Source organism: Niabella aurantiaca DSM 17617 (assembly GCF_000374125.1).
Lineage (GTDB): Bacteria > Bacteroidota > Bacteroidia > Chitinophagales > Chitinophagaceae > Niabella > Niabella aurantiaca.
This window is the reverse complement of the sequence record NZ_KB893644.1, coordinates 1-19,035: the sequence shown is the minus strand read 5'-3', so window position 1 is coordinate 19,035 and position 19,035 is coordinate 1. Positions and strand designations below refer to the sequence as shown.

Sequence of the window (19,035 nt, the reverse complement as noted above, 5' to 3'; positions counted from 1 at the left end):
TAAGGATTTACCCTTAACGTTTGCTGTTTCTTATTAAGACAGATGATTTACACTGATTTAAAACGAACGGGGCCTGTGTTTTGTAAAGGATAATGAGAACAGGTTTTATCACAAAAACGTATTCGGACATGGTCTTTCATTTGACCTATATTCCCGTCATACTCCAGGTAAATGTGTGCGTCTTTTCTTTGAGTCCAGCCGGTAATTAGTTCGACTAAAATTCCTACCGCTGTTGATGCCAAAACGCCATTTGGCCAAACAACTTGCGGGCGGCCACCAACCTTACCATACTTTGCTGCCTCTTTAGCTAATTTTTCCTCTGATAGAAATCCGTAACACCAAAAGCAAGGTTTGCCAGGCAAAGAAAGCATAACCTGCCCGGACATCGTCGGGGGTTCCTCTCCGCTTTGATACACGTCCATACCAATATCTAAATATGGTATTAAATATCGACGACATTCTGCTTCCAATTGCTGCCTTTCTGCATACGTGTCTATTCCCCCAATTATTAAATCGCATTGCTGAAGCATATCAGGAGCATCTTGCCATCGGCTATTTATGATTGTCACTTTGGCTGTTGGAAGTATGGCCTTAATAGTGCGCCGTGCAATCGAAGTTTTGGCAAGTCCTTTAAGAATATCCTTCCTCTGTCCGCCAATCAACCGATTCAAGTTTGAATCCTCAATATGATCCCCGTCAAATATAGCAATATGCCTAACTCCGATATGTGCCAATTGTTGACCTATATGTGAACCTCCTCCTCCGTAGCCAACGATTCCTATACGAACATTTTCAAAAAGCCATTGAGCACTAGGGCCGAGAAAGGATTGTCTTTTAAATACGTTATCCTGTATCACTGTTCTACTGGAATTAAAACAGAAACGCATCGGGAATCCCACAACAGATACCAAGCTGGCAGGATATAACCTTTTATTGCTCGTTACCTTAATAGCAGTGAAAAAATTGTCCTTGCTTAAAATTAGAATCCCCGTTGGCTGGCCGCCAGCAATATTAGCGAAGCTTTCAATAACTCCCGGAAGCCCCTTTTTGTCAGTCGCACTGGGGCCAGGCCTTCCCTGATGATCATGCAGATGTACATGAAAGCAACCGCTTTTCATGTCGAACATCGTTTGCATTGCTGATCGTATTGCTTCAGAACCTATTTTCGCTCCAACCGTTGGATCCTCAATGTAATGCTCATCCGCTACGCATTGATATGAAATAGCAACAATTAGTATTTTGTTTTGATCTATCCATTTTGACTTAGTGAAGAGAAAACCTACTCTCTCACAGGCGTAAGAGTGAGGGCGCCGCAAATCTTGCTCCATTTCTGATCGCAATTCCTGGGGAATACGAAAAATAATATATGGCTTATTCTTTGTAAGACTCATAACTTAAGTGCTTTAAGATGTATCAATAATACTTCAGCCAAACGCAAACCTTCAGGAACTTGCCATGACATGGCACACCAATTGCGTTCCAATACCCTGATATTGCCGTTCCAATTACGAGCAGGTATTCCTGTAATGACCTGAGGAAAAAAGAGGCGTGATTTATAGCCATCTCTTGGTTTAGGGCACAACAAAACATCTACCATAGCCGGTTGACATCCGTCAGGAAGCTGAAGCTGTTCAATTAAAATATAAGGATAGCCCCCCTCCTCTGCAAAGCAGAGGTTAGGGGCTATCCGCTTCAATTCTTCAATCTGATCTTGCGGAAACATGATATATGATAAGATTTAAGAAGAAGTACCTTCACGTTTACAACTAAAAAATTCTTCCCCACCTTTAATCAATACCGTTGCATCGTCCGCCAGGGGTATTAATTTCCCTTTTATTAGTTCAGAAAGTTCATCTGCTAATGACACGCCAGCTAGCTTTTTTAACTCAGATACTTTAACCGGCCCTCTTTTAACAGAGAAAGGCCTGTCATTAATCCTAATAGTAACGGAAATATCATGATCTTTCTTCCTTACTCGAAAATGTTCAATACCCTCTCTTGCCAGATTTACCTGAGTATTATCCTTGACGATTTCATCTTCATAAGGTCTTTGCAACATTAACAATATTTCATCCTCAGCTTCCAAATTAGCGAGTTTGCGGATGTCAACGCCGGTGATATACTGTTTTTTCCATTGATATTGCTTCCCTTCAATTGTTAAAGCAAGAGGACGCCGTACATAAAAGGATTCAATACCTTCTCTTGCTAAATCTACCTCCGTTTCCAATCCTACAGGTTCGTCGTCCCAAGGATCCGCAATGGCGAGGTAAAGATCTGCATCCTCTGAAAGCCCAACTAAACGCCTGGCTTCTTTACCAGATATATACTGTTTTGTCCATTCAATCTCACGTCCTTCAATAATTAAAGTGAGTGGTAGGCGTCCTTGGTGACCGCCCTTTGGTAAATTGTTCTGCTCTTTAAGCATTTTAAAAAAATTTAATAATTAAAAAATTCTCCGGCTTCTTTAAGACCAATGGAGAATTGGTCCAGGCGATCCGAGTGATGTTTTGTAACTATAAAATCCTTACTTTTACCACTCAGAAAAAGGGAGCTATCCTGAGGTGATGAGCCTCAGCCAAAGTCGTCCAAACTTATTGTTCCCATAAGCCCAATCGCAGCGCCACTGTTAATTGGGCTTTTTATTTCATCGGCTCAAAATTTTTTGTCTCTATAATAAATAGGGTCGTTTCCATAACTGTCCTTGTCCCTAATTTGTCCATTGCGGCCATGAATTACTACTTCTGAACGGTTGTTCTTAGCAATTTTTATAGCCACTTCAATCGCTTGTTTTTGGGTCGCAGTCACCTTAGTAACTTTTTCATTACCAGCTCCTTTCACAGCCCAGCTATTACCATATTTTACTACATGTTGATTCTTTTTCATACTATTTTTTTTCAAAGGTAGTAAAAATCTAAATATATCAAGCAAATCTTGGTAGATTTATTTTTTACTTTAATTCGCTTGATATATTTAGAATACCCTTACCTTTGCACTATAAATAAAAAATGAGCATGAAATCACTCGGGAAAACTTTAAAGAATGCCCGTGAATTGATTCCATTTACGCTACGGCAGGTTGAAGAAGCAGTAGGCATTTCCAATGCTTATTTAAGTCAGTTAGAAAACGATAAAATAAAAAAGCCTTCTGCAAACGTTTTGTACAAACTGGCCAATCTATATAACGTAGAACTTGACAGCCTGTTAGCAGCAGCTGGAATTATTCAAGAGAGCAAAGAATCAAAAAACAAATTATTAAACACAGCTGCACTGTCTGCAGAAAAGCTGACGGTGGAAGAGGAAGAACAGCTTTTAAAATACCTGAAATTTCTGCGCAATAACGATGACTAAACTGCTTGCCCAGACTGATATCGATCGAATTTCTTTGGAGATTTTGCGTGGAAGTAAAAGTCTTGATGTGTTTCCAACGCCTGTTGACCGGATCGTGGAATATGCTGAACTTCTTGTAAAAACAGACGTGGATATATCTCAAATACATCCGACTTATTTGGACCGCGCCAATGATTTTTTGAGAAATGCTCTATCAAAAGTGCGGGGCCTTTTTCTTTTTAAAAGCCGAGTCATTTATTTAGATTTATCTCAGGGATTTAACCGAAGAAACTTTGTAAAACTTCATGAAACTGCTCATGGTGTTTTGCCTTGGCAACGGAAAACCCATGATATCATCGGAGATAATGATCTAACATTAAGCCCCGATCAAAATGATGAATTTGAAGCAGAGGCGAACTATTTCGCTTCCATCACGCTTTTTCAGCATGATCGATTTATAGAGGAAGTTTCCAAATTGAATCTGAGCATTGATGCAGCAATACACCTTGCGAAACATTTTGGAGCTTCAATACATGCTGCGTTGCGACGTTACATAGATAGTTCCAAGAGTAAATGTGCACTGCTTATTTTAGAGAATCTTAATAAAGAAAGGAATCCGTTTTGTACCTTGAGAAATTATCTTGCCTCAAAAAATTTTAATAAGAATTTCGGAGAGATTCTCTTTCCACATAAATTGGAATTTTCCTGGCCTTTTGTCCAGGATTATTGCAATGGCAGGAAGTTTAAAAAAGACGGACAATTAATATTGGAAACAGAAAACGGTAGTGTTCAATTTACCTACCAATTTTTTAATAATTCATACAATGCTTTTGTTTTCCTGTATCCAGTTGGTGAAGTGAAAAAAAGCAAAACAACTTTCATTTTACAAGGGGTTTAATTTGTCTCTTCATACTGTTGATCGTCAATCAACACTAATAGTAACCGTTTCATAACTATATTGTTCACCTGGGTCAGCCGATACTTTTTCTAAAATAAATCACCCATTTTTACATAACCGATCACCCAACTTTTCATCCAACCGACCTCCCAACTTTCTCCGAATTATCTCCGCACTTTTCTCCGAATGATTCACCGAACTTTAACGAAGCATGTGGAAACCTCTCAAGCATACTTTTACAGCATCGTTTAGAGCATCGTGCAGCATCATTTAGACCATCAAGTACTCAAAAAGTACAAGTTATAACTGCCCTTTAAGCATACAAAAATATCGCATTCCATTAACCTGAAAATTTGCAATATGCAAAATGCGCACCCGTCATTTAGAGAGCATTGGTCTTTCTGCACCCAAACCGTATCCAGCGATTCGTCCCCAAGCTGAGGACTTTTTTCAAATTAGTAACAAAAATACCTTCCATATCCGGAAACTCAAGCCTTAGATCTTTGGAAACCTAAACCCAATTCATCTACACGCCCGATTTTGTAGAAAATTTGACAATAATTGGATTTAGGAATTTATGCATGTTCTAACAAAAAGTCAGCATCAATTTTTAATATTTTATATACACCTTTTAAAAAAGAAACGTCCGGCTTTCTTTTTCCTGCTAAAATTTCAGAAACTTTCGATTGCCCAATACCAATTTCAGTAGCCAATTTTGCCTGCGTCATCTTATTCTCAAACATTTTTAGCTCCACAACCTCGACAATTGTTTCCGGCTGTTTTTTGGGCTGAAGTCCAAGCACTTCGTCTTCATACCTTTCTGCCTCCGTAGACATAGCGGCCAGTTTTTTAAGCTCCGCTGTAGAGAGATTGGATTCCCCTTTGTCCATTAGTTTATATATCGTCAGCATAGTTTCATGATAGGCTTTGTTAGAATTAATTTCGTATTTCATACATACTATTTTTTAAAAGTGATTTCATTCGCTTTTATCTTATCATACTGTTTATGAGTTCCAATAAAAAGAATAAACACCGTTCTTACTTTAAAAATAATCAGGGCAACCAGCCGGTATTGATTCCCTTTTATATCAAAAACATATCTGTCATTTCCTACACTATCAGCGGTGTTAAACGTCGTTTTAACCTCGCTAAAATTTTTCCAATCAGCAGCTTTTGTATCGCTGTACCATTTCTCAATGGCATTTTCTATATCCGAGTGATTCCGAACGAATGATCGGATGATTGTTTTAGAGATTATTACCATTATATAATCTGTTTATAAAATTAGATAAAAATTCTTAATTCAGATATATATTCTGAAACAAGAAACCATTTTCTATTAGTCCGAAAATCGAAATATGTATTTTTTGCTTATTGCCGATCGTATAAAATTGCATCGCCGACGTTCCATTCCAGTTGTTTCATTTTTTGCAACAACTGGTGTTGCATATAATATTGTATATTAATAATCAATTATTTATATAATATCAATATTATTTCTCAAACCCGATCCGATCTCTATCCTCCCATTTTCGCTGCGCAGCCTTTTCATCTAATAGATTTTCCAAAGCCTGGTAGATTTCACTTAGTTGGACATCATGCGAACCAACCCACTCCTTCAGTTGATTCAATTGATATTTAACTTCTGACTGGTCAAGTAATATTCTGCGCAGCTCAACGAATGCCCTCACTATGGCGATATTCATTTGGATTGCGTAAGTAGAACGCAATACCGAACTAAGCATGGCAACGCCTTGTTCCGTAAATGCGTAGGGGAGGTATTTTAAGTTATAGCCTCTTGCTGTGTTCAAGGTCACAATTTGTGACCTTGAAGGTGCGCTCTTCTCTATAGCCTCCACCTGCAATCTTAAGCTTTCCCATTCTGCTTTAGTCAACTGAAACATAAAATCGGCTGGAAATCTTTCAATGTTTCTTTTGACAGCCTGGTTAAAAACTTTTGTTTCCACATTATAAAGAGCAGCCAGATCCTTGTCCAGCATAACCCTTAAGCCCCTTAATTCATAGATCCGGTTTTGAATACTTTTAATGATTTCCATGTGTATATTATTTTAAAGATTATTTGCCCACTTGTTTTGTAGTTATCCTGACTGTTTAACTCTCCAGAGTATTTTCGGAAGACTATGCTTTCAGTACGTTTTTCTGCAGATACCTGTCAACATATTGGTCTACTGAAAATTCAGGGGCGCCTTTCTGCTCTTTAAGCCATTCCTGGATCTCTTTCTTTTTGAACCTGTACTGCTTGCCCAACTTGAAATAAGGGATATCGCCTTTAGCGCAATTAGCATAGATCATATTTTCGTCTATGCCTGTAAACTGCGCTAGCTGCTTGACCGTCATAATTTCAGGTTCATTACCCGTCGCTTGCAAGGCTTGCGGTTTATTTAGCACCCTTTCCAGTGCTTTTTTGATTGAAGCGATTTCTTCTTCAATTTTTTCCAGCCGTTGTTCAATATTTAATTGTTTCATAAATCAGATTTTATTATTAAAGTAGGTTTGAATGCAGCTTTAGCCTTATTTGCTTCAGGAACCTGGGCGTAGATCTGCGTTGTCTTGACATTTTTATGATTGAGCATTTTGCTGACAATGTAGATATCCTCACCCTTTTCTATTAATGTGGTTGCATATTTATGCCGCCAGTTATGGAACTTGGCCTTATCTTTTAAACCAACGGAACCAAACCATTCTTTAAGTTTGGCCCTGGTCCGGTGATAGTCCAGCCCCGGAAACACCAGATCATCAGAATCCTTTATCTCGCCCAATAATTTTACAGCTTCATCGCTGATGTAATGTTTAAAGCAACGTTCAGGCTTGGGGTCAATGAAATAGATATACCAGGCTTTCAGCGAGGTTGAATAGTGGAAATAGCTCCACCTGAGTATTTTAATAGCGCTGAACCGGCATCCCGTGAGTAAAGCGAACAGGGAAGATTTGAAAACAAGCGGATCATCTACCGGGTTGTCAAGCAGCAATTGCAGCTCTTCGTCATCAATAATCTCTCTGAATGTATCCACGTTGCTGATACGCGGCACCCGGATGGTAAAGTCTTCAGGCAGGTACCTGTCTAAAAAAGCCTGGTGAACAATAAGGGCAAATTTGTCATAATAGGAGGCGGCGGAATTCTGATTAAGTTTGAATTTCTTGGACTTCAACGTCGCTGAGCTGAGCAAATGCTCTTTAAATTTCTGTAGGAACCGGTCGTCCAGATCTCTGAACTTCATGTGGTCGCCCACCCATCTCCGTAAATATTTTACGGCCGTTTCATAATGGGTCGTATCTACATCTTCTTTTTGCTTATTGCGAATAAAAGAAGCGGCGTATATATAAAAGTCGGCTTCAAGCACATCTACATTAAACAATCCGTTTGCTTCAAGCATCAACGCTTTCATACGCTTAATAAAGATCTTTTCCGCTATTTCCTGGTACAACCTGTTCTCCCGCTTTTGCAGGGATGTAACAGGATCTTTGTGCAAAAACAAACGCAGAAATTCACGACGCGTGTAAACCTGCTTTGCCGGATTCCAAACCGGCGGATAATAGTCAATAAACAGACTGTACTTACCGGATTTCAGTAATTTCTTCCTTAACGTTCCTCTCATAACCCTTCGCTTTTACTGATGAAATAATCCAGAACCTGCTGTTTGTTGAACAGCAGCCTTCTTCTGATTTTTAATTTCGGGAAAGCGGGGTCTTTAATCAGCCTGAAAAGCGTTCTTTCAGCTATTCCAAGCAATTGAGACACGTCACGGATGCTAAGCCATTCCATGTGTAAACGGCCATTTTCAGGCCCTTGTTGAACCGCAGGAGCAGTAGCCTGAGACTGCTCGATTGCCTGCTGATTGGTGGCAAGAATGGTCTGTGTGATCTTTTTCTCTTTCTCGCGCTTTTTATAATTGCGACTGGCGCATTTAAGAGAGCAGAATTTTGTGACCGTTTTCTGTGCAATAAATGGCTTTTTGCATTCCTGGCAGATCTTTTTTACGCGGATATTCGTACTCATTTTACCTTTTTTTTAAGGCAATCCGCGGTAGATCGCTAAATGACTGGAACTGCCACGAACTGCCAGTTAATGACTGGAACTGCCTGTGGCTGCCGTCCTCTACCCAACCTTCCCAAAATACCCTTTTTGTTCAATGAACTTTTGGGAAAAGGTACAAAAGAGGTACAAGACATCCATAAAAGTGAGGTAAAATGCAGTAAATTTAACTTTGTAATAACTTGTATTTCAAATAGTTAGTAAAATGAGGTCAAACTGCGTCAACTGAAATAACCCGCTTACTTTCCGATACAGAACTTCCCAAAGATCGTTCCCAGTATATCCCGGTCTACTTCTACCTGCCCGGTGATCTCTCCCAGATAATGCAGGGCCCGGCGGATGTCAATAGAAAGCAGGTCACCGGTCAGGTTCTGGTTCATACCCGATTCTATGGCGGCCAGGCTATCCATCATTTTTGAAAGCGCATCGTAGTGGCGGGCATTGGTCACAATGGAATTTTCAGTCCGGATGGTCTCACCAACGGCGCGTTCATACATCAGTTCCTTCAGCGCTTCCATACCGGTATTCTTTTTGGCGCTGATGGCTACATCCGATGCTCGATGCTCAATGTCTGATAGCGGCACCTCCTCACGATCTGTTTTATTCAGTATTACAATCGTTTTGTCTGCAAAAGGCTCCAGCCACCCGATAGCAGCAGTATCCGGATCCGTTACGTCGATCAGGTGCAGGATGATATTTGCCTTCGCGGCATTCTGCCTGCTGCGCTCGATACCGATGCTTTCGATCCGGTCTGTTGTATGTTCCCGGATACCCGCCGTATCGATCAGCCGGAAGAGCACCCCGTTAATATTGAGCGTTTCTTCAATGGTATCCCTGGTCGTTCCCGCGATCTCGCTGACGATGGCTCGCTCTTCATTCACCAATGCATTGAGCAGGGTGCTTTTCCCTGCATTGGGCTTGCCGATGATGGCCACGCTTACACCGTTCTTGATCACATTGCCCAACCGGAAGGAATTGATGAGATTTGAAATTTGAAATTTGAGATTTGAGATTAAAGTCCGGAACTGGGCCCGGTCTGCAAATTCCACATCCTCATCACTAAAATCAAGCTCCAGCTCTATCAGCGCTGCAAAGTTGATCAGCTGGTCGCGGAGCTTGGCAAGATCGCCCGAAAAACCGCCCCGCAGCTGTTGCAGGGCAGCCTGATGCTGTGCCTGACTGTCTGCAGCGATCAGATCGGCCACGGCTTCCGCCTGTGCCAGATCCAGCTTGCCGTTTAAAAAGGCGCGCTGGGTATACTCACCGGCTTTGGCAAGCCTTGCGCCGGCCGCTACTGCTGCTTCCAGTATCTTTTGCAAAATATAAGGCGCTCCGTGACCGCTGATCTCTACCACATTCTCTCCCGTATAGCTTTTGGGCGCGCGGAACAAGGTAACCACCACCTCATCGATCAGCGCCCCGTTTTCCGGAGCCACGATATGCCCAAAATGAACCGTGTGCGTTTCCTGCCCGGACAGTCTTTTCCCCTTAAAGATGGCATCTGCTATGGAGATAGCATCCCTCCCGCTCAGCCGGATCACCCCTATGGCTCCTATGCCCGGCGGTGTGGCTATCGCCGCAATTGTATCATCAAAGCCCGAAAACACGTTCATGCTCCAAAAGTACGTATTCGGCAGCAGACGGTCGGCCACCGGACAACCGTATCTTCAATCATCCCGTTACACTATAAACCGGTTTTTTTAATTGCAGGCATAACACCGCACATCCGTTATCTTTACGTTTTTACAATACTTTTTCATGAAACGCGTATCTATCTTCGTCATTGTGCTGGTGCTGCTGGCTCCCGGCCGCCCTGCAGCACAACCTCAAAAAGCAGTAAGAGAATATTTCCAGTTGCAGGTTTTTCATTATACACGCCTGCAGCAACAGGAACAGCTGGACCATTACCTGCAACAGGCCCTGCTCCCCGCCCTGCACCGTTTCGGACTACAACGGATCGGCGTGTTTCAGGCACTTGGCAACGATACCGCATCCGATAAAAAAATATATGTGCTGATCCCTTTCCGGGAACTGGCGCAATGGCAGGGGCTCAGCACACGCCTGCAGAATGACCGCCGGTATCAGCAGGCTGCGGCAGATTACCTCAATGCTCCCAATAAAGCAGGAATCTATGACCGCATCGAAACCATCCTGCTGAAGTCCTTTGCCAAAGCACCGGTCCTGAACGTTCCCGGACTGAAAGGCGACAAGGCGCAGCGGGTATACGAACTGCGCAGCTATGAAAGCAGCACTGAAAAGCAGTTTCATAATAAAGTAAAAATGTTTAATGACGGCGACGAGATCGGCATTTTTAAGCGGCTGGGATTTAACGCTGTTTTCTATGGCGAAGTACTGGCCGGCTCCCGTATGCCCAACCTGATGTACCTGACCACCCATGCGGATATGAATGCCCGCAACCAGAACTGGAAGAACTTTGGCAAAGACCCCGACTGGAAGCGGCTGAACTCGCTGGAAATTTATAAGGAAAACGTTGCCCATATTGACGTTGTTTTTCTGAAAGCAGCTCCCTATTCCGATCTCTGACCTCTTTTGCGTATTTCTTGTCCCGGATGCTTATTTTCGCGGCAGATGAAAAAAGAAGATCTAAAAAATATCGATTTTGCCGAAGGCGCTGTACTGCTGATCGACAAACCGCTCAACTGGACCTCTTTTGATGCCGTACGGAAAGTGCGCAACCTGGTCCGTATTAAGAAAGTGGGACACGCGGGCACACTGGATCCGCTCGCCAGCGGCCTGCTGATCATCTGCACCGGTAAATTCACCAAGCAGATCAACGCCTATATGGCAAAAGAAAAAGAATATACGGGCACTTTTACCCTTGGAGCCGTTACTCCTACTTATGACCTGGAAAGCGAACCCGTAGATTTTAAACCTTATGATCAGCTTACGATCTTTGATATAGAGGCCGCAACTCAAAAATTTGTAGGCGATATTTTACAGGTACCACCGGCTCACTCTGCTATTAAAAAGGATGGGAAACGGGTATATGAACTGGCGCGGAAAGGGATCGATGTACAGCTGGATCCCCGGCCGGTAAGCATTTCCAGCTTTGAAGTAGATGCGACCCATTTGCCGGAGATCTCTTTTAAGGTTGTTTGCTCAACCGGCACCTATATCCGGAGCCTGGCGCAGGATTTTGGACAGGCACTGGGATGCGGGGCCTATCTCAGTAGTCTGCGCCGCACTCGTATCGGCGATTTCTTAGTAGAAAATGCGCTTACCATAGAAGCATTTACTGCCGGCATAAAGGGGGATGTTTAAAGCCCGCCTGACGGGCAGGTTCCGGGCTTCACGTTTAAAGTTCCAAGGCAGGTTCTGGTTGATACCCGACGCTCACCGCTCGATTTAGGTCCTTAACTCTCAAAGCCGATAACTAAACCCTGTTCAAAGTTCCAGGTCAGATCAATTTTATGCCTGGTGTTGGATCCCACTTCCACCTTCAAATGCTCTGGAATTTCCTGAGTCGGTTCAGGTTTTCCTCGAAGCGCTGCGCCGGTAAGCCCCCGGTAACCAATCATGTCTCGGCCGGTCGGGCGCCGCAGGAGGTCATTTATATACTACTTCCCGCTGATCTAAGGTTTGATATTCTATGAATTATGAGCGCGATTAAATGGAAATTCATCGCGGGAGACGGCCCATTGGCATCCATCGTCTGATATCCAACGTATTTTCATACGGGGATATTGAACCCTCATCACCACATTTTCATATTCCCACATTTTCAAATTCTCCCGATCGCTAAAAAATAAACGGATACCCGATCCCGATCTGCAGCTGACTTCCTTTTATGAACGGATATGCAAAAAACCGGTTCCGGTAGGCAAGGTTGTCGGGAGAAGGGCTTGGGTCCTTCACTTTATATGCATAGTCCAGCCGGATCACAAAGAACCCGAGGTCTACCCGGACCCCTGCGCCGGATCCTACGGCCAGATCGGTGCCCAGGCGGTTCAGCTTAAAGATCTCATCCGGCAGCCCCGCTTCTTTTTTGAGCAGCCACACATTTCCCACATCGGTAAACACGGCCCCGTTAATGGGGATACCCCCCATTTTAAATAAGGGTACCCGGTATTCGATATTGGCCTCCAGTTGCATGTCGCCAAAGCGGTCCGGAAAGCTGTAGGCCCCTTCAAAACTTTTAATGGTAGAACCAGGGCCAAGCCGCCGCAGCTGCCATGCCCGCATGCTGTTGGGTCCCCCACTGTAATATTGTTTAAAGAACGGCATCTGCGCCCGTTTCTCCGGGTTGGCGGTCGATTCCAGCTCATATCCAACGCCGGCAAATCCCCGAAGCACCAGGGAAGTCTTGGTCCATTTATACAGCTTTGCATATTCTACATCCAGCTTTGCAAAGCGGTACAGGTGTTTGTCAAAAAAACTGTTGCGGATCATCCCGGTCAGCAAACCCGATTCCTCAAAATTGGCCCGGATCACGTTGGTGCTGCGCCCGTTGATGCGGCCCCAGGGCATGATCAGCTTTACGATCGATGAAGTGATCAATCCATCAGAGAATAAGTTCTTTATAGACGGATTCCGGGCAATCATTCTGTCCAGGCTGTCCCGCCGTATCAGGTATGAATACTCAATATTGGGCACTTTTACCGAAAGATTGAAGGTGCGGTTATTACTGCTGTAATCCCTGCCCCGCCAGCCAAACTCATATCCCCAGGCGCTGCTGAAAGACGTGAGGTTAAAAAGATACCGCCGCTCGGTACTGGCTGCGCTCAGGGTAAACAATGACCGGAAATTGCCGCGGAAATTATTTTTAAACCCTTTCATTCCCGGGAAGATAAAACGGGGATAGGAAATGGTATTGGTGGCGCTGAACTGCTGCGTCTGTATGATCTCTCCCGCAGTCAGCTGTCCCAGCTCCACCAGGTAGTTCACATTTGTGCTCATCAGGTTGGCGGCGCGGGCAAAGTTGCGGTTCTGCAGCCCCAGGCTGAACCCCAATCCAACAAAATTCCCGGAAAGAACGCTTTGGCTGAAACTGCCTTCTACATTTGTTGTAAAATTGTATTTTTTAGCCGGTAATAGCTTAAGGGCAAAATCCACCGTATCCTGACCACTTCGCGGCATCGGAGTAATATCCACCATGCGCCAGGAGCCGATGCCGTTAAAGCGGTTAAGGGTTCGTATGTAGCGGCGCTGATCATACGGATCCCCCTTTTTCAAATAGATATTGGGCGGAAAAATCTTGGGTTTGAAAATATTCCTGTTTTGGATAACGGTCACATTACCCAGCACCGTTTCTTTACGGTTGGCGCCTGTGGTGTCGTTGCTATTGGGGTAGACGGTAAAATTGCCTACATAATATTTCTGCACAGCCGTGCTGTCCTCGATCGGTCTTGTCCGGATCTCCAGGTTGGCCGTTGGGTTCAGGCGCCGGTCTTGCAGGCGCTCCAGCTGTGCAGCCTGCGCCAGCGGATCCACAGACAGCTCCAGCAGCGAGGCATCCAGCGTATCCCACAAACCAAACAGCAATCCTCGCGAAAACCGCAGATACCCATTATTGCGGTAAAGATCCACCATACGGTCCATTTCCGCCGATATCGGTGCCTGGGCAAACGGATTTCCCTTTTTGATGAATGCATTTTCCAGGTTGTCCCTGATCACTTTCTGCAGGCTGTCGTTTGGAAGCACATACGCAAGGGAATCGATTTTGGTGACCTTTTTGGGCCATACATCAAACTGGATGGTGGCCCGTTGCTGATCTTCCACGTTCTTCACCGCCGTGGTATAGCTGATCGAATCCCGGAAATAGCCCTGCGCATTCAGGTAATAATGCATGCTTTGGATGGTCTTGCTGATCTGACTGGTATCCAGCTTCGGCGGGTCCTTGATAACCGCCCACAATATCTTGTCAACCCTCCTGGAACGGATACTGTCATCCAGCTGTTCATTGAGCCCGGCCTCCAGCCGGCTCTTTTCTTCCTTGCTGAGCGCTTCTTCTACATTTACCCTGGTTTCAAAAACAAAAGGCACACCCTCCGGATGTTTTTTAACCACTGTAAAAACGCTGCAGGAAGATAAAAACAGCAACGCCAAACCAACGGCTAACGGAAGAAATGTATTTTTGAATGCTTTTACCAGGATTATATGGTTTAAATTTTTAATTTAAGTAAAAGATGCTTAGTAAATCTGAAATCAAATATATTCAAAGTTTGTTCCAAAAAAAATTCAGGGACACAGAAAACTGCTATCTGGCCGAAGGGCCAAAAATAGTGGATGAAGCCCTGAAAACACCGGTAACGGTTGTTAAAAAAATATGGGCGCTTGCCGGGTGGGTACAGGAAATGCAGCCCTTGCACCCCCGGACGCCGATGATTGCGGTAGCTGCTTTCGAACTGGAAAAAATATCCCAGCTGAAAACGCCCAGCGGGGTGGTTGCCCTTATTGAAAAAGGGAAAGCCCCGGATGCGGATTGGTATGATCCGTCAAAGCTGATGCTGGCCCTCGATGGGATACAGGACCCGGGGAACCTCGGCACCATCATCCGCATTGCAGACTGGTTTGGAATACCCGGTATCGTTTGCAGCAACGACTGCGCCGATATATATAACAGCAAAGTGGTTCAGGCCACGATGGGCAGCTTATTCCGGATCCCCGTTTCTTACGCCGATCTGCCGGCCTGGCTGGCGCTCCGGAACAATACCCGGGTCTATGGCGCCATGCTCGATGGAACGCCTCTTACCAGGGTACAGGCCGCCGGAGGCATCCTGGTTATCGGCAATGAATCAAAAGGCATCCGGCCGGAAGTAGCCGTCCGGCTTACTGATAAGATCACCATTGAGCGGATCGGCGCCGCGGAATCATTGAACGCAGCCGTGGCCACGGGTATTTTGTTGTCGCATCTGAAGTAGCGGTCAGGTTTGAGAGCTGAATTTAAGAAAGGAGCACCCGCATCAAGGTTCAAGAAGATCTTAACCAGGAACCCTTACATCCGCCGGCGGTTAGTGAGCAGTGAGATGCATTGACCTAAACCAGGGAACGGGGGTCATGAAGTATAAAAACGGACCTGACTGAAACTTGAAACTTCAAACATCCTCCTACCGGAAATGAATGGCTTTTACCACCTGGACCTTTTTTACAATATAAGTGGGGATCATCAATACCAGCAAACAAACAAGAAAGGTACCGGCGCAAATGGCGCCCACTTCCCAGGAAGAAATTTTGACCGCCGCCTGGCTGAGATAATAAGCGCTCTCATCCAGCTTTATAAAGCCCGTCTTTACCTGCGCATACAACAAACCAAGCGCCACTACCGTACCGGCAACAATACCTGTAAGCGTGATCAGCAGGCTGTGCCGCAGGAAGATCTGCTGAACCGTCCAGTCGGTAGCGCCCACCGCTTTCAATACACCGATCATGCGCATGCGCTCCAGCACCAGGATGATGAGGCAGGTGATTAGGTTGATAACCGCAACCACCACCATGATGGCGATCAGCAGATTCCGGGTCACATCCTGCATATTGAGCCAGTCAAAAATATTGGGCGCAAAATTCTTAATGTCCTGGGCATCCCATTCATCGGGCATCTGCGGCAAACCGGCCAGCTCATTGGTAACGGCATCAATCTTTTTATAATCCTTTAAAAAGAGCTCATACCCTCCGATCTGATCCGGCTCCCAGTCATTCAGGCGGCGGATCAGCTTGATATCGCCAATGGCAAAGGTCTTATCATATTCCTCAATACCTGTTTTATAGATCCCCGTTACCGTAAGACGGTCCGGCCGCAGGGAATTATCCGGCCGGATGAAATAGATCAGCACCCTGCTGCCTGTGTCCAGCTTCATCTGTGTTGCCGTATAGGCGGAGATCATGATCTCCCTGCTGTAAGTGGAATCCGGGAACCTGGGCGGGCGGCCGCGCTGCATAAAGGACTGCAGGTTCGCAAAATTGTACGTACTGTCTACGCCTTTTACCAATACCCCCTCCAGGTCGTCTTTTGTTTTTACGATAGCATAGCGGGTAGCAAAGGGCTGAACAGTAGCTACCTGCGGATTCTTTTTTATCTGCGCCACAAGCGCGGGGTTGGCGGTTATGGGTATTTCTTCCGATACCACATATTGATAGGGGGTCATCTCCTGGATACGGATATGCCCCCAGAAGCTGAATACTTTTTCGCTCACCTTTTGCTGGAACCCATTGGCAAAAGCCAGGGTAATGATCATGACCGCCACACTGATAGCAGTAGCCACAATGGACAGCCTGATAATGAACCGCGAAAAGGAGCGCTGCTTATTAAAGGCGATCCGGTGGGCAATGAAGGAAGCTGTGTTCAACTGCGATTGTTATTTTTCCGCTAATTTATTGAAGCTTCTTTGCATCATCCAGGAATTTCGCCAACCCAACATCGGTAAGCGGGTGCTTCAACAGGCCCAGGATGGATTCCAGCGGGCTGGTTACCACATGCGCACCTACCTCTGCACAGCGGATGATATGATTGGGGCTGCGCATGGAGGCCGCCAGCACCTGGGTCTTAAAGCCCTGAACACCGTAAATATGCACGATCTGTTCTACCAACTGAACGCCGTCCCAGCCCGTATCGTCGATGCGGCCAACAAAGGGAGACACATATTTTGCACCGGCCTTGGCACATAAAATGGCCTGCCCTGCATTGAACACCAGCGTGCAGTTTGTTTTAATACCATTGTCGGTAAACCATTTGATCGCTTTTACGCCATCTTTGATCATGGGTACTTTTACCACGATATTCGGGTGAATGGCCGCCAGCTTCTTTCCTTCCTCAACAATATCCTTAAATTCGGTACTTACTACCTCGGCACTGATATCACCATCTACCATTTCGCAGATATCCTTGTAATGCTTTACGATCGCATCATGGCCCTTAATGCCTTCTTTTGCCATCAACGAAGGGTTAGTTGTAACCCCGTCTAAGATCCCCAACTCATTGGCTTCTTTGATCTGGTCCAGATTGGCCGTATCAATAAAAAACTTCATTATAAACTGATTTTATATTAAAAAAAAGAATTTCCTGTTTATCCATAAAGATAACAGGATTTCAATTGAACGCTGCAAATAGAAATCAAAACAGAAAACCAACGGTAAAATTAGGAAAAATAGAGAGAGAAAAAAAGGCAGGCTACTCACATCGCGCCGCTACAACCACCTATCCTTGCTGTCTTCCGACCCTGGGGAGGTTCAGTAGGAGCTGGCCGTATGAGACCTGCCGCCGCAAATATAGGGCAAAGCAGCTAAAAGGAAAAGAATCGCCGGCAGAAAATCATTTTTTATCTTTTGGCAGCCGTTTGCTGGTTGCCGCTTTGGAAACGGCTCCTGTTCCAAAACGGTTCTTGATCGCATCTACCGCCTTGTATAAGTTCAGTTTATCATCCTGCCGGTTGAACAGGTCCATCTGCATGCCATCATCAGCCAACTGGCTGAAGCGAACACCGATCAGCCGCACCGGGCGGCCTTTCTGGTAGAATTTATCAAAAATGGCTTTTGCTTTTCCGATCAGCTCATCGTCCAGCGCCGTATAAGCAATGGACTCCTGCCTGCTGATGGTCTCAAAATCGCTGTACCGGATCTTTACCGTAATACACCCGGTTAATTTATGATCCTGTCGCAGGTCGTAGGCATTCCGCTCTGTAAGCGCTACCAGCTTTTTATGCAGGAACCCCACATCCGTCTGGTTTTCATGGAACGTAGTTTCGTGGCTCATGCTTTTCTGATCCCAGCGGCCTTCCACTTCGCCGCTTCCCATTCCCTGCGATTTCCGCCACAGGTCTTCCCCCCATTTCCCCAGCTGTCCCACCAGCAGGTCCCTGGGTGTAAGGGCAATGTCTTTAATGGTATGCAACCCCAGTTTGCGCAGGCGTTGCTCCGTCTGTTTGCCCACCCCATTGATCTTTTCGATGCCCAGTGGCCACAAAAAATCTTTTTCCTTACCGTGGGGGATCTCCAGGAACCCATTGGGCTTGGCTTCGTTCGTGGCCATTTTGCTGATAAACTTTGCCGATGACAGGCCGCAGGAAATGGGGAGGCCGGTTTCCCTGATGATGTATTCCCGGAGCTCGCGGGTGTACTGGCTGACGCCAAAAAAACGGTCCATACCCGTAAGATCACAATAGAATTCATCGATGGATGCCTTCTGATATAACGGAACTTTAGAGGCGATGATCTCCGTAACCGTTTTTGAATAGTGGCTGTATCTTTCATAATTCCCCCGCAACACCACGGCATGCGGACAAAGCCGCATGGCCCGCTGCATCGGCATGGCTGAATGAACGCCGTATTTCCGGGCCTCATAGCTGCAGGTAGACACCACCCCCCGGCTGGCCGAACCGCCCACAATGACCGGCTTGCCCTTTAATGAAGGGTCCAACAGGATCTCCACCGCCACAAAAAAGGAGTCCAGGTCAAAATGAACGATATAAGAACCGGGTATTTGCACATACAAATTAAGCCAAGAAAAACCGGAATTCCATAGGTTCCGGGGAATGAAGGTGGGTGCATTTCAGATTTTCGCTATGCTGCGACCTTAACAAACTCCCTTTTGGATAGTTCTACAATCTTTGACCATTGTTGATTCTTCTTTGTTACTCTGAGATGCAACATATTTTGGGCGCCATTTCGGCTCCATCTTTGTCCGGATTGCTTCAGCCTTTTTTGGACAATCGTTCGGTGTGCTGATTCGATAGCGCCGGAACCAATCAGTCCGGCACCGATCGTTTTGTATAATGGATAATTCATTCTTGCTTTATTGGATTCAT

General features: G+C 45.2%; 20 protein-coding genes, 1 other RNA gene and 1 pseudogene. 5 read left to right on the top strand and 17 right to left on the bottom strand.

Annotated features, from left to right (window positions below):
* Positions 1 to 47: 47 nt before the first annotated feature.
* The 4 genes from B160_RS0119300 to B160_RS0119285 form a co-directional block, all read right to left on the bottom strand.
* Positions 48 to 1,391 carry a HesA/MoeB/ThiF family protein gene (locus tag B160_RS0119300; RefSeq protein WP_018629571.1) on the bottom strand — a complete coding sequence of 448 codons (1,344 nt, stop codon included), beginning with the start codon at positions 1,389 to 1,391 and terminating at the stop codon, positions 48 to 50.
* Positions 1,388 to 1,723, bottom strand: coding sequence for a hypothetical protein (locus B160_RS0119295; RefSeq protein WP_018629570.1), 336 nt, complete (start codon positions 1,721 to 1,723; stop codon positions 1,388 to 1,390). Before B160_RS0119295 ends, B160_RS0119300 begins: the two co-directional genes overlap by 4 nt.
* 15 nt (positions 1,724 to 1,738) lie before the next feature.
* Positions 1,739 to 2,425, bottom strand: coding sequence for a multiubiquitin domain-containing protein (locus B160_RS29715; RefSeq protein ID WP_018629569.1), 687 nt, complete (start codon positions 2,423 to 2,425; stop codon positions 1,739 to 1,741).
* 227 nt (positions 2,426 to 2,652) lie between these two features.
* A complete protein-coding gene (locus B160_RS0119285) occupies positions 2,653 to 2,883 on the bottom strand; it encodes a DUF2188 domain-containing protein (protein ID WP_018629568.1) in 231 nt (76 codons plus the stop codon).
* A 122-nt stretch (positions 2,884 to 3,005) separates the two neighbouring features.
* Here B160_RS0119285 and B160_RS0119280 point away from each other — a divergent pair, with 122 nt between their 5' ends.
* Both B160_RS0119280 and B160_RS0119275 read left to right on the top strand, forming a co-directional pair.
* On the top strand, positions 3,006 to 3,347 hold the full coding sequence (locus B160_RS0119280; protein ID WP_018629567.1) for a helix-turn-helix domain-containing protein: 342 nt from the start codon (positions 3,006 to 3,008) through the stop codon (positions 3,345 to 3,347).
* Entirely contained in the window at positions 3,340 to 4,224 is an 885-nt protein-coding gene (locus B160_RS0119275) for an ImmA/IrrE family metallo-endopeptidase (protein ID WP_018629566.1), read from the top strand. The genes B160_RS0119280 and B160_RS0119275 overlap by 8 nt, the downstream gene beginning before the upstream one ends.
* A 575-nt stretch (positions 4,225 to 4,799) precedes the next feature.
* On the opposite strand, the gene B160_RS0119270 is transcribed toward B160_RS0119275, so the two are convergent.
* The 7 genes from B160_RS0119270 to mnmE all read right to left on the bottom strand — a co-directional run bounded on the left by B160_RS0119270 (position 4,800) and on the right by mnmE (position 9,891).
* Positions 4,800 to 5,177, bottom strand: coding sequence for a helix-turn-helix domain-containing protein (locus tag B160_RS0119270; protein ID WP_018629565.1), 378 nt, complete (start codon positions 5,175 to 5,177; stop codon positions 4,800 to 4,802).
* Positions 5,178 to 5,182: 5 nt separating this feature from the next.
* Entirely contained in the window at positions 5,183 to 5,488 is a 306-nt protein-coding gene (locus B160_RS0119265; protein WP_018629564.1) for a type II toxin-antitoxin system HigB family toxin, read from the bottom strand.
* Positions 5,489 to 5,717: 229 nt separating this feature from the next.
* Complete coding sequence (locus tag B160_RS0119260) at positions 5,718 to 6,281, bottom strand: ORF6N domain-containing protein (RefSeq protein WP_018629563.1); 564 nt, start codon at positions 6,279 to 6,281, stop codon at positions 5,718 to 5,720.
* Between the two features lie 82 nt (positions 6,282 to 6,363).
* A complete protein-coding gene (locus B160_RS29710; RefSeq protein ID WP_018629562.1) occupies positions 6,364 to 6,711 on the bottom strand; it encodes a helix-turn-helix domain-containing protein in 348 nt (115 codons plus the stop codon).
* Complete coding sequence (locus B160_RS0119250; RefSeq protein WP_018629561.1) at positions 6,708 to 7,841, bottom strand: tyrosine-type recombinase/integrase; 1,134 nt, start codon at positions 7,839 to 7,841, stop codon at positions 6,708 to 6,710. Before B160_RS0119250 ends, B160_RS29710 begins: the two co-directional genes overlap by 4 nt.
* Positions 7,838 to 8,242: a helix-turn-helix domain-containing protein gene (locus B160_RS29705; protein ID WP_018629560.1), complete on the bottom strand. Its 405-nt coding sequence runs from the start codon at positions 8,240 to 8,242 to the stop codon at positions 7,838 to 7,840. Before B160_RS29705 ends, B160_RS0119250 begins: the two co-directional genes overlap by 4 nt.
* Positions 8,243 to 8,517: 275 nt before the next feature.
* On the bottom strand, positions 8,518 to 9,891 hold the full coding sequence (mnmE, locus tag B160_RS0119240; protein ID WP_026309877.1) for a tRNA uridine-5-carboxymethylaminomethyl(34) synthesis GTPase MnmE: 1,374 nt from the start codon (positions 9,889 to 9,891) through the stop codon (positions 8,518 to 8,520).
* A gap of 145 nt (positions 9,892 to 10,036) precedes the next feature.
* Here mnmE and B160_RS0119235 point away from each other — a divergent pair, with 145 nt between their 5' ends.
* Together B160_RS0119235 and truB are read left to right on the top strand one after the other, a co-directional pair.
* On the top strand, positions 10,037 to 10,822 hold the full coding sequence (locus tag B160_RS0119235) for an NIPSNAP family protein (RefSeq protein ID WP_018629558.1): 786 nt from the start codon (positions 10,037 to 10,039) through the stop codon (positions 10,820 to 10,822).
* A 45-nt stretch (positions 10,823 to 10,867) separates the two neighbouring features.
* On the top strand, positions 10,868 to 11,560 hold the full coding sequence (truB, locus tag B160_RS0119230) for a tRNA pseudouridine(55) synthase TruB (protein ID WP_040680158.1): 693 nt from the start codon (positions 10,868 to 10,870) through the stop codon (positions 11,558 to 11,560).
* 477 nt (positions 11,561 to 12,037) lie between these two features.
* On the opposite strand, the gene tamL is transcribed toward truB, so the two are convergent.
* Positions 12,038 to 14,281 (bottom strand): translocation and assembly module lipoprotein TamL, encoded by a 2,244-nt coding sequence (gene tamL, locus B160_RS0119220; RefSeq protein WP_245562247.1) that lies wholly within the window; start codon positions 14,279 to 14,281, stop codon positions 12,038 to 12,040.
* A 143-nt stretch (positions 14,282 to 14,424) separates the two neighbouring features.
* On the opposite strand from tamL, the gene B160_RS0119215 reads away from it, so the two are divergent.
* Positions 14,425 to 15,159: a TrmH family RNA methyltransferase gene (locus B160_RS0119215; protein WP_018629554.1), complete on the top strand. Its 735-nt coding sequence runs from the start codon at positions 14,425 to 14,427 to the stop codon at positions 15,157 to 15,159.
* Positions 15,160 to 15,345: 186 nt separating this feature from the next.
* Here B160_RS0119215 and B160_RS0119210 read toward each other — a convergent pair whose 3' ends face one another.
* From B160_RS0119210 to B160_RS32140, 5 genes and pseudogenes are all read right to left on the bottom strand, one after another.
* The gene (locus tag B160_RS0119210) at positions 15,346 to 16,581 is read right to left on the bottom strand and encodes an ABC transporter permease (protein WP_018629553.1); all 1,236 of its coding nucleotides are present in this window, start codon (positions 16,579 to 16,581) and stop codon (positions 15,346 to 15,348) included.
* 25 nt (positions 16,582 to 16,606) lie between these two features.
* The gene (fsa, locus tag B160_RS0119205) at positions 16,607 to 17,260 is read right to left on the bottom strand and encodes a fructose-6-phosphate aldolase (RefSeq protein WP_018629552.1); all 654 of its coding nucleotides are present in this window, start codon (positions 17,258 to 17,260) and stop codon (positions 16,607 to 16,609) included.
* 132 nt (positions 17,261 to 17,392) lie between these two features.
* Positions 17,393 to 17,492, bottom strand: an RNA gene (gene ffs / locus B160_RS31205) — signal recognition particle sRNA small type.
* A 51-nt stretch (positions 17,493 to 17,543) separates the two neighbouring features.
* A complete protein-coding gene (gene dinB, locus B160_RS0119200) occupies positions 17,544 to 18,716 on the bottom strand; it encodes a DNA polymerase IV (protein ID WP_040680185.1) in 1,173 nt (390 codons plus the stop codon).
* A 74-nt stretch (positions 18,717 to 18,790) separates the two neighbouring features.
* Positions 18,791 to 19,035 (bottom strand): annotated as a pseudogene (locus B160_RS32140) (hypothetical protein); the annotation flags it as partial.